Origin of the sequence: Citrobacter sp. LUTT5 (assembly GCF_009905315.1) — a bacterium.
Taxonomy (GTDB): Bacteria; Pseudomonadota; Gammaproteobacteria; order Enterobacterales; family Enterobacteriaceae; genus Citrobacter; species Citrobacter freundii.
On record NZ_CP047606.1, the window covers coordinates 1790118 to 1813139 of the forward strand.

Genomic DNA, 23022 nt, shown 5'->3' on the forward strand with positions numbered 1-23022 from the left:
GCGGGTGGGTGTTTTGTCGAATATTTCAGTCAATCGGGTGCTGTTGTTGCTGGTGCTTCTTACTTTCGCGGCGGCAGCGCTGCCTTTCATTAGCTATGCCCCTAATCGTCTGGTGTCCGGCGAAGGTCGTCAACTCTGGGATATCAGCTCCGACACGGCATGGGGATTGGCGGTGGCCTGTTTGCTGCTGTGTCTTCTGAGCGTTGTACCGGGAAGGTCCGGTAATATATTGGCGCTTATCGTTTGCCAACTATTGGTGATCGCCGCGCTGGTAACCGCAGGTACAACGGCAACGTATCTGGCGAAGACAGGGAGTCCGCTGGCCAGAACCAGTCTGGGCAGTGGATTCTGGTTGGGCGTGGGGCTGATACTGCTGGCCGCCAGTGACGCTATTCGTCGCATCACCGCTCAGGCACTGTGGCGTTGGGCGCTGCATGCTCAAATATTCATTGTGCCGCTGGTGCTTTTGTTCTCCGGCACGTTTAACGATCTATCCCTGCTTAAAGAATATGCCAACCGCCAGGATGTCTTCAACGACGCGCTGGCGCAACATTTGACGATTCTGTTCGCTACCGTGATGCCCGCGCTGCTTATTGGTGTGCCACTGGGCATCTGGTGTGCTTTCTCTGTCGCCCGTCAGGGGCCGGTATTTGCACTACTGAATATCATCCAGACCATTCCCTCCGTCGCGCTGTTTGGCCTGTTAATTGCGCCGCTTGCCGGGTTGGTGAAGCACTTTCCTTTATTGGGCAAGTTCGGTGTCGCGGGAACCGGTATGACGCCTGCGCTTATTGCGTTGGTGCTGTATGCGTTGTTACCGCTGGTACGTGGCGTTGTGGCTGGGTTGAATCAGGTACCGCGGGATGTACTGGAAAGCGCTCGAGCGATGGGAATGAACACTTTCCAGCGATTTGTCTCGGTGCAGTTCCCGCTGGCATTGCCGGTCTTCTTACGCAGTTTACGGGTAGTGATGGTGCAAACCGTGGGAATGGCGGTGATTGCTGCGCTGATTGGAGCAGGGGGATTTGGCGCGCTGGTCTTTCAGGGATTGCTCAGTAGCGCCGTCGATTTAGTGCTGTTGGGCGTGATCCCAGTCGTTGTGCTGGCAGTGTTGATTGATGCGCTGTTTGATTTAGGTCTCGCGCTGCTAAAGGTATCGAATAATGATTGAATTTCGCCACGTCAGTAAAACCTATGGTCAGCAAAAAGCCGTTGATGACCTTAACCTGCATTTAGGGGAGGGCAGCTTTTCGGTGTTAATCGGCACGTCAGGTTCGGGGAAGTCCACCACGCTAAAGATGATCAATCGGCTGGTTGAACACGACAGCGGGCAGATCCGCTTTGCCGGAGAAGAAATTCGTAGCCTGCCGGTGCTGGAGCTACGACGGCGCATGGGGTACGCGATTCAGTCTATTGGCTTGTTTCCCCACTGGACCGTCGCGCAGAACATCGCCACCGTACCGCAACTGCAAAAGTGGTCGCGCTCACGTATTGATGACCGAACAGATGAACTGATGGCGCTGCTGGGTCTTGAGGAAAGTTTGCGCCACCGTTATCCGCATCAGCTTTCCGGCGGACAGCAGCAGCGGGTCGGGGTTGCGCGTGCGTTGGCGGCGGATCCGCAGGTGCTATTGATGGATGAGCCTTTTGGCGCGCTGGACCCGGTCACCCGCAGTGCGCTGCAGCAGGAGATGACGCGTATTCACCGTTTGTTGGGGCGTACCATTGTGTTAGTGACGCATGATATCGACGAGGCGCTAAGACTGGCGGAACATTTGGTGCTGATGGATGCAGGAAAGGTCGTGCAGCAAGGCACGCCGCTGTCGATGCTCACTGCGCCAGCGAATGATTTCGTACAAACCTTTTTTGGCCGCAGTGAACTGGGCGTACGGCTGTTGTCGCTGCGTACGGTAGGCGATTTTATCCGTCGCGGAGAACACTCAGACGGCGAGCCGCTGGTGGATGAGATGACGCTTCGTGATGCGTTATCGGTGTTCGTGGCGCGCGGTTGCGACGTTTTACCGGTCGTGACGCTGCAGGGGTTACCCTGCGGAACGCTCCATTTTCGCGATTTGCTTTCGGAGATGCCGACCCGTGAAACGTCTTGCTGATCCACTGCTGTGGCTTGTTGCGTTGTTTCTGATCCTGTTGGTTGGATTGCCTCACAGTCAGACCCTGTTTAGTTCGCTATTTCCTGAGCTGCCACGTCCCGTGTATCAGCAGGAAAGTTTTACAGCGTTGGCGCTGGCCCATTTTACACTGGTGGGGATCTCAAGCCTTATCGCCGTATTGATTGGCGTTGGGGCGGGAATTGCGGTAACCCGACCCTGGGGCGCGGAATTCAGGCCGATAGTGGAAACGATTGCCGCCGTGGGGCAGACATTTCCGCCAGTTGCGGTGTTGGCGATCGCTGTACCGGTGATGGGATTTGGTCCTGAACCGGCAATTATTGCGCTGATCCTGTATGGGGTATTACCGATCTTGCAGGCAACCCTGGCGGGACTTGGCGGTATTTCTTCCAGCGTGATGGATATCGCCAGTGGAATGGGCATGAGTCAGGGGCAGCGGCTGCGTAAAGTAGAGTTACCGCTGGCGGCCCCGGTTATTCTGGCCGGGATTCGCACGTCGGTGATTATTAATATAGGCACCGCAACCATCGCCTCAACCGTTGGAGCGAACACGCTGGGTACGCCGATTATTATCGGGCTGAGTGGGTTCAATACCGCCTATGTGATTCAGGGGGCGCTGTTGGTAGCGCTGGCAGCGGTAATTGTTGACCGCGGTTTTGAGAAATTAGCGAGACATCTTACCCGGCACGTAAAATAAAGGTATAACCTGCCAGCATGACACCACCGATACCGCCGATGGCCATCAGCAGGAAGAGGGTAATGACACCGATTTTAGCTGCGCTCATTATGCACTCCTTATGTGAATCCAAGGATTGTACACGTTTGTTAATAGAATATTAAATACCGAGTGGATAAATATCGTGACCCAACGCGCGCCATTCATTCAGCTGTTGTTGCTGAGCGGGCGTTTGGTTCTCGCCGCACCAGACAAGCAAGGTACGACCTTCAAACAGCTCCGGTCGCAGTTGGTTCAGCGAATGAGCAAGGACGTCAATGCGCCACCCCTGCTGGCTGGCGACCCAACCTTCCAGCCATAAGCGGGTCGTATCCTGAATGTTCCAGCCAACCACCAGAGCATCTTTGCCCTGTTTCTTGCGTGCTGAGGCAAGACAAATCGCGATGTAGTTGATCAGTACGCCGTCGAGGATCCCCAGTAACGCCTGGAGGATCGGCTGCTGACATTGCAGACGTCGGCGTAACGGAATGAATAAATGGGTGTTGAGCGTTTGTGCGGGATAATCCTGACCACGCTCTTTTATCCACAGTCTGAGGCTATGCAGATTATTACTTTGCAAATAGTTCAACAGCGTCTCTTGTTGTTCACGCCAACCGTTATGCACATCAATACTCTCATTGCTGAGCAACATTTTAACCTTGCTGACCTGGACACCGTTGTTGATCCAGCGTTTTATCTCACGGATCCGATCGATATCCGCGTCGTTAAACAGGCGATGTCCGCCGTCTGTCCGTTGCGGTTTCAGTAATCCGTAACGCCTCTGCCACGCGCGTAAAGTGACAGGGTTGATATCACAAAGCAAAGCCACTTCACCTATTGTGTAAAGCGCCATCGTCGTCTCACTTATGCTTGCGAGGTCCCAGTTTTACTTTAGACTCTCTTTTGCGAACCAGGTAGTTTTGCCTGTTTTTTGATCAATAAATGGGTGGGTTTGTAGTCATGATCGCGCTTTCGAGTGATCGTTCTCACAAATTCCTTTTTTTTTGCAACACTTCAAAGAAAGTTACGCGCAGCCCATGTATGTTACGCGCTTTTAAGAGATGTGTGGTTGGCGGGTATGTACGAGTTTAATCTGGTGTTGCTGCTGCTTCAGCAGATGTGCGTGTTTCTCGTTATCGCGTGGCTCATGAGCAAAACGCGTTTGTTTATTCCGCTGATGCAGGTGACTATCCGGCTGCCGCACAAACTGCTTTGCTACGTTACCTTTTCCATTTTCTGCATTTTGGGCACCTATTTCGGGCTGCACATTGATGACTCCATTGCGAATACTCGCGCTATTGGTGCAGTAATGGGCGGGCTGCTTGGCGGCCCTGTGGTTGGCGGCTTAGTCGGTCTGACCGGTGGTTTACATCGTTATTCAATGGGCGGAATGACGGCGCTTAGCTGCATGATCTCGACCATTGTGGAAGGGTTGCTCGGCGGACTGGTGCACAGCGTGCTCACCCGTCGTGGTCGTACCGATAAAGTATTCAGCCCGCTGACGGCGGGCGCCATTACCTTTGTTGCTGAACTAGTGCAGATGTTGATCATCTTATTGATCGCCCGGCCGTTTGATGATGCCTACCGACTGGTCAGCAATATTGCCGCGCCTATGATGGTGACCAATACCGTCGGCGCCGCCTTATTTATGCGTATTTTGCTCGATAAACGGGCGATGTTTGAAAAATATACCTCCGCTTTTTCCGCCACCGCGCTCAAAGTTGCCGCTTCAACGGAAGGGATTTTGCGCCAGGGGTTCAACGAGGTTAACAGCATGAAGGTTGCTCAGGTGCTGTATGAAGAGCTGGATATCGGTGCGGTGGCGATTACCGATCGTGAGAAACTGCTGGCATTTACCGGTATTGGTGACGACCATCATCTGCCGGGCAAACCTATCTCTTCCTCGTACACCCAGCGGGCGATTGAAACCGGAGAGGTGGTTTATGCTGACGGCAATGAAGTCCCTTATCGCTGCTCTTTGCATCCGCAATGCAAATTAGGTTCGACGCTGGTGATCCCCTTGCGGGGTGAAAACCAGCGGGTGATGGGGACCATCAAACTGTATGAAGCCAAAAACCGTCTCTTTAGCTCAATCAACCGCACGCTGGGGGAAGGGATCGCCCAACTGCTTTCGGCGCAGATTCTGGCCGGGCAGTATGAGCGGCAAAAAGCGATGCTCACGCAGTCGGAAATAAAACTCCTGCACGCCCAGGTCAATCCCCATTTTCTGTTTAATGCGCTCAACACCATCAAAGCTGTGATCCGACGTGATAGCGAGCAGGCCAGCCAACTGGTGCAGTATCTGTCGACGTTCTTTCGTAAAAATTTAAAACGCCCGTCGGAAATTGTGACGCTGGCCGATGAAATTGAACACGTTAATGCTTATCTGCAAATTGAAAAGGCACGGTTCCAATCGCGTCTTCAGGTGACCTTGACGGTGCCAGAAGAACTTTCGCATCAGCAATTACCCGCCTTTACTCTGCAACCCATCGTGGAGAATGCCATCAAACACGGTACTTCTCAGTTGCTGGATACCGGTGAAGTGTCGATTACCGCCCGTCGAGAAGGGCAATATCTGATGCTGGATATCGAAGACAATGCCGGGCTGTATCAGCCAACATCAGAAGCCAGTGGACTGGGTATGAATCTGGTCGATAAACGACTGCGCGAGCGGTTTGGCGATGATTTTGGCATTAGCGTAGCGTGTGAACCTGACCGCTTTACCCGAATCACTTTACGACTTCCCCTGGAGGAACTGGCATGATCAAAGTGCTAATTGTCGATGACGAACCGTTAGCCCGGGAGAATCTGCGGATCCTGTTGCAGGAGCAAAGCGACATCGAGATTGTCGGCGAATGTTCGAATGCGGTGGAAGCCATTGGCGCGGTACATAAATTGCGTCCGGATGTTCTGTTCCTTGATATTCAGATGCCGCGAATCAGCGGCCTGGAAATGGTTGGCATGCTTGATCCCGAGCATCGTCCGTACATTGTTTTTCTGACCGCCTTTGATGAGTATGCTGTGAAAGCCTTTGAAGAACATGCGTTTGATTATCTGCTCAAGCCGATCGAAGAAGCTCGGCTGGAAAAAACGCTGATCCGTTTGCGTCAGGAGCGCACGAAGCAGGATGTATCACTCCTGCCAGAAAATCAGCAGGCGCTGAAGTTTATTCCGTGCAGCGGTCACAGCCGAATTTATTTGTTGCAAATGGATGATGTGGCGTTTATCAGCAGCCGTATGAGTGGCGTATATGTGACCAGCAGTGATGGTAAAGAAGGCTTCACTGAGCTGACGCTCAGGACGCTGGAGAGCCGTACTCCTCTGCTGCGTTGTCATAGACAATATCTGGTAAATATGGCGCAATTGCAGGAGATCCGTCTGGAAGACAACGGCCAGGCGGAACTGATTTTGCGTAACGGGCTGACCGTTCCGGTGAGTCGTCGTTATCTTAAAAGTCTAAAAGAGGCGATTGGACTGTAAAACTGATACACTGCGCGCCATTGCATCACCGACAGTTGAAGGCTCTATGCTAAGTAACGATATTCTTCGTAGCCTGCGCTACACCCTGAAAGCGAACAATAACGACATGGTGCGTATTCTTGCGCTTGCTGACATGGAATCCATCTCCGCAAATTTCGATACCTGGACGACAAAAGAAGATGAAGACGGGTTTGTTCGCTGCCCGGATATCATTCTCTCCGGTTTTTTAAACGGTCTGATTTATCATCTGCGTGGTAAAGATGATTCTGCACCGGAACTGGCGCTTGAGCGTCGTGTTAACAATAATACGGTGCTGAAAAAACTGCGTATCGCTTTTTCACTGAAAACCGATGATATTCTGGCAATTATGACCGAGCAGAAATTCCGTGTGTCGATGCCGGAAATTACCGCCATGATGCGCGCGCCGGACCATAAGAATTATCGCGAATGCGGCGATCAGTTCCTGCGTTATTTTCTGCGTGGTTTAACGTCGCGAGAGCATAAAAAGAAAGCGTAAAGCAGCGCTGGCGACCACAATCAAAATCGGGTCGCCGATGCTTTACTTCACTTCTTTAAAACCCGCCGATTCCATTACCGTTTGCATTTGCTTCATGCTGATGTTTTTATCGGCGTTTTCAGATAGTTTCATCCCTGAAATGGCCTGCAACGCTTTTATATCAACTTTTTCCATATCGATAGTGACATTTTCTTGCGCGTAGGTATCTGAATAGGTGAGTTTTTCTTCTATACCAGTAATGTTTTGATATTTGGCGCTTAATGCGTCGAATACTTTTGCTGCTTCTTCTTTATTGCTGGCACCGACTGACGCATAGCTGATTTTACTTTCAGAGATTTGCTTCAGGACCTTATCACCTTTATAGGTGTAAGAGACAGTGATATCCGAACCGTTGAGGTTGGCATTAAATGTTTTTGTCTCTACTTTATCACCGCATCCTGCCAGGGAAAAAAACACAACCGATACCACGGCGAGAGTGAAAAATTTATGTAACGCTTTCATGTAAAACTCCATTTCATGAATATCGGATGTTAAACAATAACCTCCACGAATCTGGTAAGCCCGGACTACCTTGATCCCAGTGCAGTATAGAATAAATCTAATATTAACAACTGAGCAGTCCGAAAATGGATTAAGGGTTAAGATTAGAGGAAGCACTCACGTAGCAAAAAAAAAGCGCTGCGGTTGCAGCGCTTGAGATACTTGACTTACTTCACCTGTTGGCCTGGTTTTGCACCTTCATCCGGGCTTAACAGGAAGATATCTTTCCCGCCAGGACCTGCGGCCATTACCATCCCTTCAGAAATGCCGAAGCGCATCTTACGAGGAGCCAGGTTAGCAACCATAATGGTCTGGCGGCCAATCAGGGTTTGTGGATCCGGATACGCAGAACGAATACCAGAGAAGACGTTTCGTTTCTCACCACCGAGATCCAGCGTCAGACGCAGCAGTTTGTCGGAACCTTCCACGAATTCGGCGTTTTCAATCAACGCTACGCGCAGGTCAACTTTGGCGAAATCGTCAAAGGTGATGGTTTCCTGAATCGGGTCATCCGCCAGCGGACCGGTTACTGGTGCGGCAGCGGCTTTCACTTCTTCTTTCGACGCTTCCACCAGCGCTTCAACTTGTTTCATGTCGATGCGATTGTACAGCGCTTTAAAGGTGTTGACCTTGTGACCGAGCAGTGGCTGCTCAATGGCATCCCAGCTCAGTTCGCAGTTAAGGAACGCTTCTACACGTTCAGCAAGCGTTGGCAGAACCGGCTTCAGGTAGGTCATCAGCACACGGAACAGGTTAATGCCCATGGAGCAAATTGCCTGCAGGTCGGCATCGCGGCCTTCCTGTTTAGCCACAACCCACGGTGCTTGTTCGTCAACGTAGCGGTTTGCCACGTCGGCCAGCGCCATGATTTCACGAATAGCTTTACCAAATTCACGGCTTTCCCATGCTTCGCCGATCACTGCTGCGGCGTCGGTGAAGGTTTTATACAGCGCCGGGTCGGCCAGCTCAGTCGCCAGAATGCCGTCAAAACGCTTAGCAATAAAGCCTGCATTACGGGATGCCAGGTTGACTACTTTGTTGACGATATCGGCATTAACGCGCTGGACAAAGTCCTCCAGGTTCAGGTCGATGTCATCAATACGTGAAGATAGTTTCGCCGTGTAGTAATAGCGCAGACTGTCGGCATCGAAGTGCTTCAGCCAGGTGCTTGCCTTAATGAAGGTTCCACGAGATTTAGACATCTTCGCGCCGTTCACCGTCACATAACCGTGGACGAACAGGTTGGTCGGCTTACGGAAGTTACTGCCTTCCAGCATGGCAGGCCAGAACAGGCTGTGGAAGTAAACGATATCCTTACCGATGAAGTGATACAGCTCGGCGTCGGAATCTTTCTTCCAGTATTCATCAAAGCTGGTGGTGTCACCGCGCTTATCGCACAGGTTTTTGAATGAACCCATATAGCCAATTGGCGCGTCCAGCCAGACGTAGAAGTATTTGCCAGGCGCATTCGGGATTTCAAAACCGAAGTACGGGGAATCGCGGGAAATATCCCACTGTTGCAGGCCGGATTCGAACCATTCCTGCATTTTGTTGGCGACCTGCTCCTGTAACGCGCCGCTGCGCGTCCACGCCTGCAGCATTTCGCTGAATGACGGCAGATCAAAGAAGAAGTGTTCGGAGTCACGCATCACCGGCGTCGCGCCAGACACAACGGATTTCGGCTCGATAAGTTCGGTCGGGCTGTAGGTTGCGCCGCAGACTTCACAGTTATCGCCGTACTGATCCGGAGACTTACATTTCGGGCAGGTGCCTTTAACAAAACGATCCGGCAGGAACATGCCTTTTTCCGGATCGTAAAGCTGGGAGATTGTACGGTTCTTAATAAAACCGTTTTCCTTCAGGCGCGTGTAAATCAGCTCAGACAGCTCACGGTTCTCTTCGCTGTGCGTCGAGTGGTAGTTGTCATAGCTGATGTCAAAACCTGCAAAATCAGTCTGATGCTCCTGACTCATTTCACCGATCATCTGCTCTGGCGTGATCCCAAGCTGCTGTGCTTTCAGCATGATTGGCGTACCGTGTGCGTCGTCCGCGCAGATGAAGTTAACCTGGTGGCCGCGCATTCGCTGGTAACGGACCCAGACATCAGCCTGGATGTGCTCCAGCATATGGCCGAGGTGGATTGAGCCGTTGGCGTACGGCAGCGCGCACGTTACCAGAATTTTCTTCGCGACTTGAGTCATAGTGGGCAATTACTTCTTTTGTAGTGAAAAGGGCTTTGATAGTACCAAAATGGTAATTACTGCGCCAAGCGATAAGGGCATTTATCCGTAAATGAATAATTGTTGCGGTTGGAGTAAACTACCTGGTGACTATTGTATATTCAGAACAACAAAAAGGAGTCGGGATGAACGCACAATCCCAGGCCAAATCACCAGAGACCCTGCGCGCCATGGTTGCCGGGACGCTGGCGAATTTTCAGCATTCAACCCTGAAGCATAATCTGACGACGCTTAAAGCGTTGCACCACGTCGCCTGGATGGATGACACGTTGCACGTTGAGCTGGTCATGCCGTTCGTCTGGCATAGCGCGTTTGAGGACTTAAAAGAGCAATGTAGCGCCGATCTGCTGCGTATTACCGGCGCGAAAGCGATCGACTGGAAACTGTCGCATAACATCGCGACGCTGAAACGCGTGAAAAATCAGCCAGGTATTAATGGTGTGAAAAACATCATCGCCGTCAGTTCAGGTAAAGGTGGCGTGGGTAAATCCTCTACCGCCGTGAACCTGGCGCTGGCACTGGCTGCAGAAGGGGCGAAGGTGGGGATTCTGGACGCCGATATTTATGGTCCGTCTATCCCGACAATGCTTGGCGCGGAAAACCAGCGTCCAACCTCGCCAGATGGTACCCACATGGCGCCGATCATGTCTCATGGTCTGGCAACGAACTCCATTGGTTATCTGGTCACTGACGATAACGCGATGGTGTGGCGCGGCCCGATGGCCAGTAAAGCGCTGTTGCAGATGTTGCAGGAAACCTTATGGCCGGATCTTGATTATCTGGTACTGGATATGCCGCCGGGCACTGGTGACATCCAGTTGACGCTGGCGCAGAACATTCCGGTAACGGGCGCGGTTGTTGTCACTACGCCGCAGGACATCGCGCTGATCGATGCGAAAAAAGGCATTGTGATGTTCGAAAAAGTCGAAGTGCCGGTATTGGGTATTGTTGAGAATATGAGTATGCATATTTGCAGCAATTGTGGCCATCATGAGCCAATCTTTGGCACCGGTGGCGCGCAGAAACTGGCCGAGCAGTACCACACCCAACTGCTGGGACAAATGCCGTTGCATATTTCTCTGCGTGAAGACCTCGATCGCGGTACGCCGACGGTTATCAGCCGTCCAGACAGCGAATTTACCGCCATTTACCGCGACCTTGCAGGGCGTGTGGCGGCACAGCTGTATTGGCAGGGAGAAGTTATTCCGGGCGAGATTGCTTTCCGCGCGGTGTAATTTATAGCGTTACAGATATTCACCGCATTAATGTATTATTGATGCGGTGAATATATTAAATTTAAAAATATTACGATATTGTTCATTCTGCGTTTATAATTCATACCTTTTTCCGAATAAATCATCTCAATGCATCATTGTAATTGATCAAATCTATCTCATTAATCTACAATTTCAATTGGATTGAACAGCGCGTTTTGCCCGTATTACGCTGACAGGCCATCTGCATGTTATTTGATGTTAACCACAGAGGTGACGATAAAAATGAAAATTAGCTCGCTGATGGGAACTATCATTCTGACTTATGGAATAAGTGCATCTGCGTTTGCTTCCGATACCGCGACCTTAACAATCAGTGGACGAGTAACCAAACCAACCTGTAGTACCGATGTTGTGAATAATGACGTGCAACAGCGGTGTGGCAAGACACTTCATTTTTCAACTGTTAACGATGTTGCTTCTTCACCTGCGCGCGGGGTGGTGACGGAAGTGGTTACAGTCCCTGGCGATACCACGCGACAGATCGTACTCAATCGCTACGATTAAAAAGAACGCCTTTATTAACCACATATCATTTTAATGAATGATATGTGGTTTTTTATGCATAGAATAAATCCTTCCTAGCAGTTAATTGCATAGATTTATTAATTCTGAAAATAATACAAATCCTGATTTATTTGTTGCATGTATATTGCGATTTGTAACTTGTTTTAAATCAATAAAACAACGTGTTTACATTGCGGCAACGTTTCAGCTGTGAGAATTTCTTTTCAAGAGATAACTGCTCTTAACAAATCGAAATTAATTCATTAGGGAAGATATTATGAAACGTTCAATTATTTCTGCTGCTGTTCTGTCTGTTGTATTTATGAGCGCTGGGGCTTTTGCTGCTGATACCGATCAGGGTGAATTAATTATTACGGGTAAGGTGGTTGGAACTACCTGTAAATTTACTGGTGATTCCACCGCGACTATTGGTATGAACCAAATTGGTGCTGACAGATTAAATGCTTTGAGTGCTGGTGGTGTTTATGATGGTTACACAAATAAAACTACTGTACCACTGACAGTAGAGTGTACGGGGACTGAAGCACCGAAAATTACTTTTTCCAGTTCTCAATTCGATAGCACGAATAAATACATTACACGAAATACTGCCTCGAATAACGGTGCTGGTTTTGCAGTCTATTATGGTAATGAACAGGTTAATCCTGAGTCTGGTATTCAGTTAACCAAAACAGCCGACAATAAATATGTTCTGGACTTTAGTGCGCGTTATGCGAAAGTTGGAACTGGTATTGTTGAGAGTGGTGATGTTGCCTCTTCGCTTACGATGACCGTAGTTACTGATTAAGATTACTATCCTGTTTGTCGGCGGCTGCGGCCGCCGATTATTTCTGTAGTAAGGATAATTATAATGAAAAAGATATTAGCATTATTTTTGGCTGGCACAGTATTGCCTGCGTGGGGTGGGATTTATATTTACGGTACGCGTATCATTTATCCGGCGCAGAAAAAAGAGATTACCGTGCAGTTAATGAATGAAGGCAATCGCAGTGCACTCGTCCAGTCGTGGATTGATGATGGTGACACCGACCTGCCGCCGGAGAAAATTCAGGTACCGTTTGTGATGACACCGCCGGTGGCAAAGGTGAGCGGTGGTTCTGGCCAACAGCTGAAAATTAAGCTGTTGCCAAATACGTTGCCGAAAGATCGCGAAAGTTTATTCTTCCTTAACGTGCTGGATATCCCACCGAACTCTGCGGATTCCGAAGGTAAGAACATCATTAAATTTGCGATGCAAAACCGTATTAAATTTATTTATCGCCCACAGGGAATTGCCGGCGTTGATAAAAGTAGCTTTACCCAACTGAACATCAGGAATAGTGGTAGCGGTATTACAATCAAGAATAATTCGGCTAACTGGATAACTATCCCTGAGCTTAGCGGTAAAGCGAAACTTAATAAAGAAACTATGCTGTTGGCACCGTGGTCAGAAAAAATGCTGAGCACTGCTGCTATTGTGAGTCATTACAATGTTACGCTTATTGATGATCACGGCAATTATTTGAGTGAAAAAATCAAAACTGAAAAATAGCTCAAGGACTGGCTATGTCAAAGATTAATTCGATTACACTGGCCATTTTGTCGGTGCTGGCGACTTCATCATCTGTATGGGCTGAAGAAGAAACGTTTGACACCCACTTTATGATTGGTGGTTTAAATGGTGAAAAAATATCACGCTATCTAATTGATGGTGATAAGCCCATGCCAGGCATGTACGAGATGGACGTTTATCTGAATAATCAGTGGCGTGGTCAGTATGATATTAATATTAAAACCGATCCCGATGAAACATGTTTATCATGGGCACAATTACAGCAGATAGGCATTCGTACCGACGGTATTAAAGCGGATAAAAGCGTGGATTGTGTTTCGCTACGTTCAGCAGTCCAGGGCGGCAGCATAGGGTATGATATTGGGCAGTTTGCATTAAATCTGAGCGTACCTCAGGCATTTGTGAACGAATATGAACCGGGTTATATGCCTCCAGAAACTTGGGATCGTGGAATAAATGCGTTTTATACGGCTTATTATGTCAGCCAGTATTACAGTGATTATAAACACGGCGGTAATGATAAAAGTAGCTATGTTAATCTGAACAGCGGATTGAATTTGCTTGGCTGGCAGTTGCATTCGAATGCCAACTATACCAAAGGCAACGAAGGTAGCGGTGAGTGGAAAAGTAATACGTTATATGTGGAACGTGGTATTTCGTCAATTCTCGGTACATTGCGCGCCGGGGACATGTATACCGGGGCAGATATTTTTGACGCGGTACGCTTTCGCGGGGTGCGTATCTGGCGTGATATGCAAATGTTACCGAACTCAAAACAGAATTTTACCCCTGTAGTACGTGGTATTGCCCAGAGCAACGCGCTGGTAACCATCGAACAAAACGGTTTTGTGATTTATCAAAAAGAGGTCTCTCCAGGCCCATTTGCTATTGATGATTTGCAGCTTGCCGGCGGTGGTGCAGATCTGGATGTGAGTGTTAAAGAGGCAGATGGTTCGATAAGACATTACCTGGTACCTTATTCATCGGTACCGAATATGTTGCAGACGGGTGTGGCGAAATATGATTTAGCTGCCGGACGTAGCGATATTGCAGGTGCGAGTAATCAGTCTGATTTTATGCAGGGTAGTTATTTTTATGGCTTGAACAATCTGCTTACAGTTTATGGCGGCTCAATGTTATCGGATAACTATTATTCATTTGCGCTTGGCACAGGATGGAATACGCCAATTGGTGCGGTTTCGGTAGACGCCACACGATCGCACAGTGAGCAGGATAACGGCGTTTTTGACGGACAGAGTTATCAGGTAGCATGGAATAAATATGTCGCACAGACCGGAACTCAGTTTGCGCTGGCGGCCTTTCGCTACTCTTCGCGGGATTATCGTACCTTTAACGATCACGTTTGGGCGAATAACAAAAATAGCTACAACCGCGATGAAAATGATGTTTATGACATTGCTGATTATTATCAGAATGACTTTGGCCGTAAGAACAGTTTTTCCCTGAACATCAATCAGGCATTGCCTGGCGACTTGGGATTTCTGGCCGTAAGCGGTTTGTGGCGTGATTACTGGCAACGCAGCGGAACGGGTAAAGATTATCAAATAAGTTATTCGAACTCCTGGCAACGTATCAGCTATACCTTTGCCGTTAGCCAAACGTACGATGAGGATAATCACGAGGATAAGCGTTTTAACCTGTATATCTCCATCCCATTCTCGTGGGGGGACGGGATATCTACCCCTCGCCGCGATCTGTTTGTCTCTAACTCAACGACATTCGATGATGACGGTTATCAGTCGAATAACACCAGCTTAAGCGGGGTGGCGGGTAATCGCGATCAGTTTAGCTACGGCGCCAACCTCAGCCATCAGCGGCAGGGGAATGAAACAACTGCGGGCGGTAATATGGCTTGGCGCGCGCAAATAGCGACCATAGGCGGCAGCTACAGCCAGTCGAATAAGTATCAACAGGCCAGCGGTAATATTCAGGGCGGTGTTGTGGTGTGGTCTGACGGCGTGGCGCTGACGTCCCGGCTTTCCGATACTTTCGCCATTGTTAAAGCGCCGGGTTTACAGGGGGCGGCGGTGCAGGGACACCGTTACTTAACAACGGACAGCAAAGGTTACGCTGTGTATGACAGCCTGACGCCGTATCGTGAAAATATGCTGATGCTGGATTTGTCCGACAGTAAAAGCGATGTGGCGCTGCTGGGTAATCGTAAAGCTAATGTCCCTTATCGCGGCGCGGTCGTGATGACGGAGTTTGAAACCGATCGGCGTAAACTATGGTATTTCCTCGCCCAACGACCAGACGGCTCTCCGTTATCATTCGGCTATGAGGTTGAAGATAGCGCAGGTAATAACGTCGGTCTGATCGGCCAGGGCAGTCGGTTATTTATTCGCACCAACGACATTCCCGCATCGGTACGCGTCGTGGTTAATAAAAAGCAGGGACAATTCTGCACGATTACCTTCGATAAGATGATTGATGAGAATAAAGTCTATATTTGCCGATAAGGGATTCGTTTATGAAAAAATATTGGGTTTTAATTTTATGGTTGCTTCCTTTCTTGGGGCAGGCTAAATGTACCTTAGGTTCGAATACATCAGCACAACAAACGATAGAGCTGGACATGACGACAGTAAAGGTGGGTTCTCCTGTTCGTCTTTTAATAAACACAAACCTAAACGATACTTTTTCATGTAATGAAAATACAGATTTTATGGATTATACGACGCCATTTCAAAACTATGTCATAGAATTGAAGGAGCCCGGTGCGAATAAATCTATTTTTCTAAAATTTAACATGCTCGAAAATACTGAATTTCCTGTTGCGACGGGTAATGGGGGAGGGGTAATTGCCTCAAAATCATATACAACACAAGAGGCGTTTAACTCAAAACCATTTATTCTTGAAGTTTCATATATAACACCTGGCAGTGCTGATTTAACGATATCTAGTGGTAATACGATAAATTTGGGGCGTCCGGCAATCAATATTTTAGCTGATAATTCATGTCGGAAGAGTCTTGGGGCGTGGCTATGGTGTTGGTTGACAGGTAAACTGAGTGGTAAAAACACTTACGCACAAAATATTACATTTACCGTCAAGCACAAACCAACAACCTGTCGTTTCTCTCAGTCGACATACGAAATTAAGATGCCGAATACGACGTTAAAAGAAATGTTAAGCGCAAACAATACTAAATCTGGTTCCACAGAACTGGAACTGAAATGCGAAAGCATCAATAACGTCACTACCAATCCAGTGAGTTTTAAAGTGGTACGCGGCGACTGGGATAGTAGTGGAACGATACTGAAAAATACCGTAATGAATGGCGCAAAGGGAGTGGGTTTCCAGATTTTTAACGGCAGTGCGACATCGCCGTTGAAATTGGGGGATACGCTGATGAACAAAATAGCTAAACTGACTGAAATCAAAAGTAGTTACACTTTTCCCATCACTGCGAAATATGTTCGCGTAACAGGAGAATCACTACAGCCTGGTGACGTACAAAGTAAAGTGACCTTTGCGGTATCTTACGACTAATTGATTGGTGGTTATCTCACGTACTTTCTTGCTGAAAGTACGTGTTTTTATTCGATTACCGGTGATAAAAAATCTCGCCATCGTAAGCTTTAATGATCTTAGCATCGGCATCATTGACCAGCACATACGCGCCGCCCATGTAGGTCCAGTGGGTGCCTGCCGTCGGCGCGGGCAGATTGCGTAGATTCCACTGTTTAATGGTGTATTCTTCGGTGAGATACAGTGGTGGGACCTTGTCACCGGGTTTGAAATGGGTGAAGTCAGCAATAAAGCTGCTCAGTTCATATTTATCGATACCGGTGGGGGCAGCTGTTGCGGTTGGCGCGGCCCAGACGACGCTGCTTGCAAGCAGAAGTGCACCCAGCAACATTTTATTCTTCATACCCATCCTCTCTACCTCTTCGGGTCATCAAAATCAGTCATGTATCATTCCTGGCATACCGGATGTCTGACAAGCACTATTTTGTGATCACTCCAGTCATTTCGTAAAAAGTGTAAATGAAACTACAGAATTGCAGCAATCTTGACCAGTAGTTTCACTTTGGGGGCGGGTAGTACGCCAATTTACATCGCTAAGCACAGGCAGTATCCTGTTACTGAAACCAGCATATTACGTTTGTGTTTCAACGACTCGGGGTGCCCTTCCTGGTGAAGGCTGAGAAATACCCGTACCACCTGATCTGGATAATGCCAGCGTAGGGAAGTCTGACACTGCCCGTGTCCCTTCTTCGCGCGGGCAGGAGCTGAACCATGCAGCCTGACCTGCACAGCCGCGCGCTCGCGGCTCACACTTTGCACCAATTTAGAACCCTATCCCCGCTCACACACTGTATGACCAATGAGGTCGTGCAAAGCTTTACTGCCAATACATTACTGGCACTGGGCGCATCGCCAGCGATGGTGATCGAACCTGAAGAAGCCAGCCAATTCGCCGCTATTGCCAGTGCATTGCTGGTTAATGTCGGCACCTTAACTCAGGAGCGGGCCACGGCGATGCGCGCCGCCGTTGAGCGGGCTTATCATGCTAAAACCCCGTGGACGCTCGATCCCGTTGCCGTAGGCGCGCTTGAGTTTCGCCGCCGCTTTTGTCTGGATTTACTGTCGCTACAGCCTGCTGTTATTCGTGGCAACGCTTCGGAAATACTTGCTCTCGCCGGCATGAACGGTGGGGGACGCGGCGTGGATACAACCGATACAGCTGTCGCTGCGTTTCCGGCAGCGCAGGCGCTGGCTCGTCAGATTGGGACCATTGTCGTGGTTACCGGCGAAGTGGATTACGTCACCGATGGTCAGCGTACCGTTGGCGTGGACGGCGGCGACCCGTTAATGACTTGCGTGGTGGGCACCGGATGCGCGCTATCAGCGGTTGTTGCAGCCAGTTGTGCCTTGCGTGGTGACCGACTTGATAACGTCGCCTCCGCTTGTAGCTGGATGAAACAGGCCGGGCAAATCGCCACCGAGCAATCAAACGGACCGGGCAGCTTTGTCCCGGCATTTCTCGACGCCCTCTATAACCTGAACGCCCAGGAGTAAGCATGAAACGGATTAACGCATTAACGATCGCCGGAACCGATCCAAGCGGTGGCGCGGGTATTCAGGCCGATTTAAAAACCTTCTCGGCGCTGGGCGCATACGGCTGTTCCGTTATTACGGCGTTGGTGGCGCAAAATACGCGCGGGGTGCAGTCGGTGTATCGTATTGAACCTGACTTTGTCGCTGCGCAGCTGGACTCTGTGTTGAGTGATGTGCGTATCGACACCACAAAAATTGGTATGTTGGCGGAGACGGATATTGTTGAGGCGGTCGCCGAACGTTTGCGTCGCCATCGGGTACAAAATGTGGTGCTGGACACGGTGATGTTGGCAAAAAGCGGCGATCCGTTGCTGTCACCCTCGGCGGTAGAAACGCTGCGTACCCGTTTGCTGCCACAGGTTTCGATTATCACCCCTAATTTACCCGAAGCTGCTGCACTGCTCGGGGCATCGCATGCGCAGACTGAGCAGGAGATGTTAGAGCAGGGAAGAGCGCTACGGGCGCTGGGTTGCGAGGCGGTGTTGATGAAGGGCGGTCATCTGGATGACGCGCAAAGCCCCGACTGGCTCTTTACTCGCGAAGGCGAGCAGCGTTTTACCGCGCCGAGGGTGATGACCAAAAATACCCATGGCACCGGTTGTACGCTATCGGCGGCGTTGGCAGCCCTGCGTCCGCGCCATAACAACTGGGCCGATACCGTACAGGAAGCCAAACTGTGGCTTTCAGCGGCGCTGGCACAGGCAGACACGCTGGAAGTTGGCGAGGGAATTGGTCCGGTGCATCATTTTCACGCGTGGTGGTAATGGGTATACTGGCTGCAGAAACGGCGGCCAGGGAAAAGATAAATGGAACAAGCGCATACCCAGCTTATCGCACAACTGAATGAACGTATTTCAGCGGCGGATAACACGCCGCTGTATATGAAATTTGCGCAGACGGTGAAGAATGCTGTGCGCAGTGGGATCCTGGAGCACGGCAATATCCTGCCCGGCGAGCGCGACCTCAGCCAGTTGACCGGTGTTTCTCGGATTACGGTACGCAAGGCGATGCAGGCCCTGGAAGAAGAGGGTGTAGTAACACGTGCCCGCGGTTACGGAACGCAAATCAACAATATCTTCGAGTATTCGCTCAAAGAAGCGCGCGGTTTTTCTCAGCAGGTGGTGTTGCGCGGTAAAAAACCGGATACGTTGTGGGTTAACAAAAGAATTGTACCTTGCCCGGAAGAGGTGGCACAGCAGTTGGCTGTTGTCAGAGGAAGTGATGTCTTTCTGCTCAAACGCATTCGTTACGTTGACGAAGACGCAGTATCTATTGAAGAGTCTTGGGTACCCGCACATCTAATTCATGATGTGGATGCCATTGGTGTTTCTCTGTATGACTATTTTCGTAGCCAGCATATTTTCCCACAGCGTACGCGCTCACGCGTTAGCGCCAGAATGCCGGATGCAGAGTTCCAGGCGCACATTCAAATGGATAGTAAAGTGCCGGTACTGGTGATCAAGCAGGTAGCGCTTGACCAGCAGCAACGGCCTATTGAATACAGCATCAGTTACTGTCGTAGCGATCTATACGTTTTTGTGTGCGAGGAGTAGCGCCTCGCGTGATGGGGCGCAATCGCCGCCACGATGCCCAACTACCCAGGACGCCACCGCGTTACCTAACAGCACTGAGTCGTCCAGCGTCCAGCCAGACGCTAGTCCGGCCAGCATGCCGCCGGCATGGCTGTCTCCTGCGCCGATAGTATCAATGACCGCCGTTGCAAATGCCGGTACGCAGCCGGATGTCTGTGCGCTGAAATACCATGCGCCGTCTTTATCCTGACGCACTACCACCGGTGCGGTGAAACGCTGCACCCATTCTGCGCCAAAACCTTCCACATCCTGACTCAATGCAAATCGCTCGGCAGCAATTTCCGCCTCCTGACGATTAAGTGACACCAGCGGACGGCAGGCCATAATTCGTACCAGTAAGGGCTCGGGAATGTCGCCGATGCGCGGGCCAAAATCGATAAACGGTGTCACCTCTTCCAGTCCTTCCAGCCACTGCACCAGCAATTCACCGCACGGGGACGCTAGCTGATAACCCGAGAGATACACCAGGCTATGACGCGGGATATCCAGCTGTGCCAGCCAGGCGGCATTCCACTGATTCTCAACGCCGCTAAAGGACATAAAGGTACGTTCGCCATCCGGTTCCACCAGCGCCAGACACCAGCCGTTATCGCCTTCGGCGTTGTCGATCAGGCTGTGCAGCCCCTCTTTTGCCATCCGATTGCGGATAATGTCGGCCCACACCCCCTGACCCAGCGGTAACGCATTACTGGCGTCGATACCTAAACGCTTGAGCGCTACGGCAATATTGAGTGCGCAGCCGCCAACGTTCACGCCTTGCTGTTTGAGTTCGATATCACAGCCTCGCCAGGGGAGGGCATACGCATCGGCAATGACATCAATCACCGCTGCACCCACCACCGTTACTGGCCGCTGTGTACGTAACTGCGAGAGAAGTTGTTGCAGGCGCATGGTGCTCATAGCGCCTCCCGCTGCTCACGCAGTCGTATTAACCCGTTGGCGTAGCGGGTAAAGTCCAGCTCATTAACCGCATCCAACTCCTGCTTCAATGCCGGGTCAATCGCGTCGACGCCGTGCAGCGCGCCACAAATGGCGGTTGCCATCGCTCCGATGGTATCGGTATCGCCGCCGAGGTTCGCGCACAGAATGGCGCAGCGGTTGGGATCGGTCTGCGCCAGTTCGACCATCGCGATGGCGCAAGGCACAGACTCAATGGTGCTGGTTCCTGCCCCCACAACCTGATACAACTGCTCGCTGGCGGACTCAATGCCGTCGGCGTTACGGACGATTTTCAGCGCCAGTTCAAGGCGTGCACAAAGCGATGCGCTAAAGGTGGTGATTCGTTTTTGCTGCGCGTGCAGGGCAATGGCAGGTAGTGCGTCGACAATCTCCGACCATGTTCCTCCGTCGATGGCGCGAGATACCGCCCACGCGACGACAACGGCTCCCGCGATAGCCAGATCCGATTTATGCGTCGGGCTGGAGGCCAGTGCCACATCATCGATAAAGGCATCAAGATTGCGGGCGGGTAGCAGGCATCCCAGTGGCGAAACGCGCATTGCCGCACCGTTGGTCACGCCATTATTCTCCAGTTCGGCGACAGGTTTGCCGTCGCGAATGGCTTTGAGCGCAATTTTTGAGGTCGGGCCGAGCACGTTTTTATTAAAGGCATCAAAACGCTCTGCCCAGGCCAGAATATTGCGACCAATAACGTCGGGTACAATCTCTCCGTCGCACTCAAGCAGGGCATCTGCCAGACACAGCGCCATAGACGTGTCATCAGTAAACTCTGCCTGGTTAAAGTAGCAGGCAGCATTATTTTCCGCCGGACCAGGCAAAAAACTGTCGATCCAACCGAAATGGGCTTTAACCCGGGTTCTTGGCCACAGTTCCGACGGCATGCCCATCGCATCCCCTAACGCCTGCCCATAAAGAGCACCGAGAATACGTTCTGCTTTCATTTTACTTCCCCTTGTTTCAACGCTACATCGCGATCGTCCACCTTAATGGCGGTGATTTCTTTGTCAGATTCGCGAAAGAAAATCATAAACATCACGGCAATGACGGCAATCATGACCGCGCCAAATCCCCACATGCCAGCCCAGTTAAAGGTGAGACCATTAACCGGTTCCTGGTAAGCAAACATTTTTTCCATCATCACGCCGCCCAGACGGTAACCGAGCAGGCTGCCGAATCCCTGACAGCAGAGGGTGATAAGCCCTTGCGCTGCGGTGCGCATGTGAACCGGCGCTTTTTTATCGACATAGATGTAGGCCGTGACGTAATAGAAGTCGTAACTGACACCGTGCAGCAGAATGCCGAGAAACAGCAGGGCGTAAGTGAAATATTCTTCCGCACCACCGTAAACGAAAAATCCGTAGCGGATCGCCGCAGTAATAAGACCAAGCAATAATACCTTTTTAATGCCAAATCGTTTGGTGAAAAACGGTAGTGCCAGCATAAAGAAGATTTCAGAGAACTGGCCCAGCGTCATCCAACCGGTGGCGTTTTTCATTCCGACTTCTGTCAGGTAGCCGTTGGCGAAGATGTAATAGAACGCCAGTGGCATCGCAAACAGGAAAGAACAAAAGAAAAAGACGAGGAAATTTTTATCGCGCAGCAGGATCAGCGCATCCAGACCCAGCATGACTTTGAAATCCATTTTGCCGGTACTTTTTGGTGGCGTATCCGGTAAGAAGAACGCAAAGACGCCCAACAGTGCAGAGCTTCCGGCAGTGATCAGCAGGGGAATATTGGTGGGTGAAATGTCGCTATAGCCAAGCATTTGCGGTAAGAAACCACAGGCCAAACCAGAGGCAATCCAGCCGATGGTTCCCATCACTCGTATGCGCGGGAAATCACGCTCAACGTCCGGTACGTTGGCAAAAGCAATACTGTTAGTCAGCGCAATCGTCGGCATATAGGTCAACGAATAGGCCAGTAACAGCGGGAAGAATCCGCTGAAGGTTGTTTGCTGGGCGGCGAAGTACATCAGAATAGCGCCGACGAACATCAACACCGCCAGCACTTTTTGCGCGGAGAAAAAGCGGTCAGTGATTGAACCGACCAGAATGGGCGACAGGATCGCGGCGATCGCGGTACAAGCGTAGGACCAGCCGATCTCCCCGGCGCTAAAGCCGCTTTTACTCAGCCACAGCCACAGCGGTACAAACCAGGCGCCCCAGATAAACCACTCTACAAACATCATGAACGACAGCTTAACTGTAGTTTTCATCTTTAAATCCTTCATGACAGGTAAGGTACGCATTGATAGTACCATTAGGTAATACCTTTAAAATACCTTTGCGGTCTAAATTTGACCGCCTTAACATTATTTCTTCCTGAATCGAGCCAGCAGAAGTTGCTGAAAAGTGCGCTAAAGATGGAAAAAAAGCGCAGTCGGTACCAGGCTTAATGCTGCCCGCAAAA

Annotated in this window: 23 protein-coding genes and 1 riboswitch; of the genes, 15 read left to right on the top strand and 8 right to left on the bottom strand. The window is 50.3% G+C overall.

Going from position 1 to position 23022, the window contains the following annotated elements; genetic code table 11:
- The first annotated feature begins 4 nt into the window (after nucleotides 1-4).
- The 3 genes from GUC46_RS08385 to GUC46_RS08395 are packed head-to-tail and all read left to right on the top strand — an operon-like array spanning nucleotide 5 to nucleotide 2826.
- The gene (locus tag GUC46_RS08385) at nucleotides 5-1171 is read left to right on the top strand and encodes an ABC transporter permease (protein ID WP_032939153.1); all 1167 of its coding nucleotides are present in this window, start codon (nucleotides 5-7) and stop codon (nucleotides 1169-1171) included.
- A complete protein-coding gene (locus GUC46_RS08390; protein ID WP_130714513.1) occupies nucleotides 1164-2111 on the top strand; it encodes an ABC transporter ATP-binding protein in 948 nt (315 codons plus the stop codon). The genes GUC46_RS08385 and GUC46_RS08390 overlap by 8 nt, the downstream gene beginning before the upstream one ends.
- Nucleotides 2095-2826, top strand: a complete 732-nt coding sequence (locus GUC46_RS08395) for an ABC transporter permease (RefSeq protein WP_003844383.1) — start codon at nucleotides 2095-2097, stop codon at nucleotides 2824-2826. Before GUC46_RS08390 ends, GUC46_RS08395 begins: the two co-directional genes overlap by 17 nt.
- On the opposite strand, the gene GUC46_RS08400 is transcribed toward GUC46_RS08395, so the two are convergent.
- Nucleotides 2807-2914 carry a protein YohO gene (locus GUC46_RS08400; protein WP_003027354.1) on the bottom strand — a complete coding sequence of 36 codons (108 nt, stop codon included), beginning with the start codon at nucleotides 2912-2914 and terminating at the stop codon, nucleotides 2807-2809. The genes GUC46_RS08395 and GUC46_RS08400 overlap by 20 nt on opposite strands.
- A gap of 51 nt (nucleotides 2915-2965) precedes the next feature.
- On the bottom strand, nucleotides 2966-3697 hold the full coding sequence (gene mlrA / locus GUC46_RS08405; RefSeq protein WP_003844381.1) for an HTH-type transcriptional regulator MlrA: 732 nt from the start codon (nucleotides 3695-3697) through the stop codon (nucleotides 2966-2968).
- Between the two features lie 225 nt (nucleotides 3698-3922).
- Here mlrA and GUC46_RS08410 point away from each other — a divergent pair, with 225 nt between their 5' ends.
- Genes GUC46_RS08410 through GUC46_RS08420 form a run of 3 tightly spaced genes read left to right on the top strand, consistent with a single transcriptional unit; the run spans nucleotide 3923 to nucleotide 6841 of the window.
- The gene (locus GUC46_RS08410) at nucleotides 3923-5608 is read left to right on the top strand and encodes a sensor histidine kinase (RefSeq protein ID WP_003027348.1); all 1686 of its coding nucleotides are present in this window, start codon (nucleotides 3923-3925) and stop codon (nucleotides 5606-5608) included.
- Nucleotides 5605-6324: a two-component system response regulator BtsR gene (gene btsR / locus GUC46_RS08415; RefSeq protein ID WP_003840155.1), complete on the top strand. Its 720-nt coding sequence runs from the start codon at nucleotides 5605-5607 to the stop codon at nucleotides 6322-6324. Before GUC46_RS08410 ends, btsR begins: the two co-directional genes overlap by 4 nt.
- A gap of 46 nt (nucleotides 6325-6370) precedes the next feature.
- Nucleotides 6371-6841, top strand: a complete 471-nt coding sequence (locus tag GUC46_RS08420) for a DUF1456 family protein (protein WP_003027346.1) — start codon at nucleotides 6371-6373, stop codon at nucleotides 6839-6841.
- Nucleotides 6842-6883: 42 nt separating this feature from the next.
- Here the strand turns inward: GUC46_RS08420 and GUC46_RS08425 are convergent, their stop codons facing one another.
- A complete protein-coding gene (locus tag GUC46_RS08425) occupies nucleotides 6884-7342 on the bottom strand; it encodes a YehR family lipoprotein (RefSeq protein ID WP_003840158.1) in 459 nt (152 codons plus the stop codon).
- Between the two features lie 206 nt (nucleotides 7343-7548).
- Nucleotides 7549-9582 (bottom strand): methionine--tRNA ligase, encoded by a 2034-nt coding sequence (metG, locus tag GUC46_RS08430; protein WP_003844377.1) that lies wholly within the window; start codon nucleotides 9580-9582, stop codon nucleotides 7549-7551.
- A gap of 164 nt (nucleotides 9583-9746) precedes the next feature.
- Here metG and apbC point away from each other — a divergent pair, with 164 nt between their 5' ends.
- From apbC to GUC46_RS08460, 6 genes are all read left to right on the top strand, one after another.
- Entirely contained in the window at nucleotides 9747-10856 is a 1110-nt protein-coding gene (apbC, locus tag GUC46_RS08435; RefSeq protein ID WP_003027343.1) for an iron-sulfur cluster carrier protein ApbC, read from the top strand.
- A 264-nt stretch (nucleotides 10857-11120) separates the two neighbouring features.
- On the top strand, nucleotides 11121-11402 hold the full coding sequence (locus tag GUC46_RS08440) for a DUF2574 family protein (RefSeq protein WP_071698166.1): 282 nt from the start codon (nucleotides 11121-11123) through the stop codon (nucleotides 11400-11402).
- A 277-nt stretch (nucleotides 11403-11679) separates the two neighbouring features.
- Nucleotides 11680-12210 carry a fimbrial protein YehD gene (gene yehD, locus GUC46_RS08445; protein WP_003844375.1) on the top strand — a complete coding sequence of 177 codons (531 nt, stop codon included), beginning with the start codon at nucleotides 11680-11682 and terminating at the stop codon, nucleotides 12208-12210.
- Nucleotides 12211-12273: 63 nt separating this feature from the next.
- Nucleotides 12274-12954 (top strand): fimbrial assembly chaperone, encoded by a 681-nt coding sequence (locus GUC46_RS08450; RefSeq protein WP_121540238.1) that lies wholly within the window; start codon nucleotides 12274-12276, stop codon nucleotides 12952-12954.
- Between the two features lie 14 nt (nucleotides 12955-12968).
- Nucleotides 12969-15455, top strand: coding sequence for a fimbrial biogenesis outer membrane usher protein (locus GUC46_RS08455; RefSeq protein WP_160180090.1), 2487 nt, complete (start codon nucleotides 12969-12971; stop codon nucleotides 15453-15455).
- A gap of 11 nt (nucleotides 15456-15466) precedes the next feature.
- Nucleotides 15467-16489: a fimbrial protein gene (locus GUC46_RS08460; protein ID WP_044711382.1), complete on the top strand. Its 1023-nt coding sequence runs from the start codon at nucleotides 15467-15469 to the stop codon at nucleotides 16487-16489.
- Nucleotides 16490-16544: 55 nt separating this feature from the next.
- On the opposite strand, the gene GUC46_RS08465 is transcribed toward GUC46_RS08460, so the two are convergent.
- Entirely contained in the window at nucleotides 16545-16877 is a 333-nt protein-coding gene (locus GUC46_RS08465) for an RcnB family protein (protein WP_016150637.1), read from the bottom strand.
- Nucleotides 16878-17111: 234 nt separating this feature from the next.
- Nucleotides 17112-17208: riboswitch (TPP riboswitch) on the top strand.
- A 31-nt stretch (nucleotides 17209-17239) separates the two neighbouring features.
- Between GUC46_RS08465 and thiM the strand changes: the two genes are divergently transcribed.
- The 3 genes from thiM to GUC46_RS08480 are packed head-to-tail and all read left to right on the top strand — an operon-like array spanning nucleotide 17240 to nucleotide 19614.
- The gene (gene thiM / locus GUC46_RS08470; RefSeq protein ID WP_160180092.1) at nucleotides 17240-18022 is read left to right on the top strand and encodes a hydroxyethylthiazole kinase; all 783 of its coding nucleotides are present in this window, start codon (nucleotides 17240-17242) and stop codon (nucleotides 18020-18022) included.
- Nucleotides 18023-18024: 2 nt separating this feature from the next.
- Nucleotides 18025-18825 carry a bifunctional hydroxymethylpyrimidine kinase/phosphomethylpyrimidine kinase gene (gene thiD, locus GUC46_RS08475; protein WP_003027328.1) on the top strand — a complete coding sequence of 267 codons (801 nt, stop codon included), beginning with the start codon at nucleotides 18025-18027 and terminating at the stop codon, nucleotides 18823-18825.
- Between the two features lie 42 nt (nucleotides 18826-18867).
- Complete coding sequence (locus GUC46_RS08480) at nucleotides 18868-19614, top strand: GntR family transcriptional regulator (protein ID WP_086529390.1); 747 nt, start codon at nucleotides 18868-18870, stop codon at nucleotides 19612-19614.
- Here GUC46_RS08480 and GUC46_RS08485 read toward each other — a convergent pair.
- From GUC46_RS08485 to GUC46_RS08495, 3 genes are read right to left on the bottom strand one after another with little or no spacing between them, the layout of a single operon-like run.
- Nucleotides 19588-20553, bottom strand: a complete 966-nt coding sequence (locus tag GUC46_RS08485) for a PfkB family carbohydrate kinase (RefSeq protein WP_160180094.1) — start codon at nucleotides 20551-20553, stop codon at nucleotides 19588-19590. The genes GUC46_RS08480 and GUC46_RS08485 overlap by 27 nt on opposite strands.
- A complete protein-coding gene (locus tag GUC46_RS08490; RefSeq protein ID WP_060854713.1) occupies nucleotides 20550-21554 on the bottom strand; it encodes an ADP-ribosylglycohydrolase family protein in 1005 nt (334 codons plus the stop codon). Before GUC46_RS08490 ends, GUC46_RS08485 begins: the two co-directional genes overlap by 4 nt.
- Entirely contained in the window at nucleotides 21551-22828 is a 1278-nt protein-coding gene (locus GUC46_RS08495; RefSeq protein ID WP_003027315.1) for a nucleoside permease, read from the bottom strand. The genes GUC46_RS08490 and GUC46_RS08495 overlap by 4 nt, the downstream gene beginning before the upstream one ends.
- Nucleotides 22829-23022 lie beyond the last annotated feature (194 nt).

Bases quoted from the DNA above. Each gene is read 5' to 3' on its own strand.
- GUC46_RS08390 (WP_130714513.1), top strand. From the start codon at position 1,164: ATGATTGAATTTCGCCACGTCAGTAAAACCTATGGTCAGCAAAAAGCC.
- GUC46_RS08400 (WP_003027354.1), bottom strand. From the start codon at position 2,914: ATGAGCGCAGCTAAAATCGGTGTCATTACCCTCTTCCTGCTGATGGCC.
- mlrA (WP_003844381.1), bottom strand. From the start codon at position 3,697: ATGGCGCTTTACACAATAGGTGAAGTGGCTTTGCTTTGTGATATCAAC.
- GUC46_RS08410 (WP_003027348.1), top strand. From the start codon at position 3,923: ATGTACGAGTTTAATCTGGTGTTGCTGCTGCTTCAGCAGATGTGCGTG.
- btsR (WP_003840155.1), top strand. From the start codon at position 5,605: ATGATCAAAGTGCTAATTGTCGATGACGAACCGTTAGCCCGGGAGAAT.
- GUC46_RS08420 (WP_003027346.1), top strand. From the start codon at position 6,371: ATGCTAAGTAACGATATTCTTCGTAGCCTGCGCTACACCCTGAAAGCG.
- GUC46_RS08425 (WP_003840158.1), bottom strand. From the start codon at position 7,342: ATGAAAGCGTTACATAAATTTTTCACTCTCGCCGTGGTATCGGTTGTG.
- metG (WP_003844377.1), bottom strand. From the start codon at position 9,582: ATGACTCAAGTCGCGAAGAAAATTCTGGTAACGTGCGCGCTGCCGTAC.
- apbC (WP_003027343.1), top strand. From the start codon at position 9,747: ATGAACGCACAATCCCAGGCCAAATCACCAGAGACCCTGCGCGCCATG.
- GUC46_RS08440 (WP_071698166.1), top strand. From the start codon at position 11,121: ATGAAAATTAGCTCGCTGATGGGAACTATCATTCTGACTTATGGAATA.
- yehD (WP_003844375.1), top strand. From the start codon at position 11,680: ATGAAACGTTCAATTATTTCTGCTGCTGTTCTGTCTGTTGTATTTATG.
- GUC46_RS08450 (WP_121540238.1), top strand. From the start codon at position 12,274: ATGAAAAAGATATTAGCATTATTTTTGGCTGGCACAGTATTGCCTGCG.
- GUC46_RS08455 (WP_160180090.1), top strand. From the start codon at position 12,969: ATGTCAAAGATTAATTCGATTACACTGGCCATTTTGTCGGTGCTGGCG.
- GUC46_RS08460 (WP_044711382.1), top strand. From the start codon at position 15,467: ATGAAAAAATATTGGGTTTTAATTTTATGGTTGCTTCCTTTCTTGGGG.
- GUC46_RS08465 (WP_016150637.1), bottom strand. From the start codon at position 16,877: ATGGGTATGAAGAATAAAATGTTGCTGGGTGCACTTCTGCTTGCAAGC.
- thiM (WP_160180092.1), top strand. From the start codon at position 17,240: ATGCAGCCTGACCTGCACAGCCGCGCGCTCGCGGCTCACACTTTGCAC.
- thiD (WP_003027328.1), top strand. From the start codon at position 18,025: ATGAAACGGATTAACGCATTAACGATCGCCGGAACCGATCCAAGCGGT.
- GUC46_RS08480 (WP_086529390.1), top strand. From the start codon at position 18,868: ATGGAACAAGCGCATACCCAGCTTATCGCACAACTGAATGAACGTATT.
- GUC46_RS08485 (WP_160180094.1), bottom strand. From the start codon at position 20,553: ATGAGCACCATGCGCCTGCAACAACTTCTCTCGCAGTTACGTACACAG.
- GUC46_RS08490 (WP_060854713.1), bottom strand. From the start codon at position 21,554: ATGAAAGCAGAACGTATTCTCGGTGCTCTTTATGGGCAGGCGTTAGGG.
- GUC46_RS08495 (WP_003027315.1), bottom strand. From the start codon at position 22,828: ATGAAAACTACAGTTAAGCTGTCGTTCATGATGTTTGTAGAGTGGTTT.